1 rRNA gene is annotated in these 770 nt (G+C 57.4%); it reads right to left on the minus strand.

The annotated features are described in order from the left end of the window. Positions 1-770 (minus strand): 23S ribosomal RNA (locus NDO75_RS27700); the annotation flags it as partial.

The raw sequence follows: 770 nt of genomic DNA on the forward strand, positions 1-770 counted from the left end.
CGCTATCCAGCCATTCGTTCGCTTCGTGCCATTACGGCTTCCACGAATTTCGACTGTTCGACCGGGCGATAGCCCGGCAGAGGCGGCCCCAAAGCGTCGGCTTTGAGTGCACACTGGCATAGGAATATTAACCTATTTCCCTGTTGTCAGCTTCGACTTACGGGCTGACTTAGGACCGGCTAACCCTCAGCTGATCAGCATTGCTGAGGAACCCTTACTCGTTCGGCCGTCGGGGTTCTAACCCGACTAACGCTGCTACTATGACCAGGATTTTCGTTACTGAACGGTCCACACGACTTCTCAGCCGTGCTTCCGCCCGAACAGAACGCCAACCTACGGGATCGTGTTGTGACACACGCCGCTAGGTCTCGGTGGTGGATTTGAGCCCCGATCATTTTGGGCGCCTCAAACCTCGGCCGGTAAGCTGTTACGCTTTTCTTAGAGGGTAGCTGCTTCTAAGCTCACCTCCCGGCTGTCTAGGGCTTGAGACCACCTTCGATCGCACTTAATCCACACTTGGGGACCTTAACCCAGCTCTGGGTTGTCTCCCTCACGGTACACAGGCTTACCCCGCGCACCGGACTCCCTGCGTCGAACGGCGTTCGTAGGTTCGGAGTTGGACAGGGGGGCGCACTCCTCTCGGAGTGCGGTCCCCCAATCCGTCGCTCTACCCCACGAACTACCTCGGCAGAGGTCATGCTTCGACATGTTTCGGTTGGAACCAGCTGTTTCCGGACTCGATGGGCCTTTCACCCCTACACAAAGGTCAC

Origin of the sequence: Natrinema sp. 1APR25-10V2 (genome assembly GCF_031626495.1) — an archaeon.
In the GTDB taxonomy this organism is placed as follows: domain Archaea; phylum Halobacteriota; class Halobacteria; order Halobacteriales; family Natrialbaceae; genus Natrinema.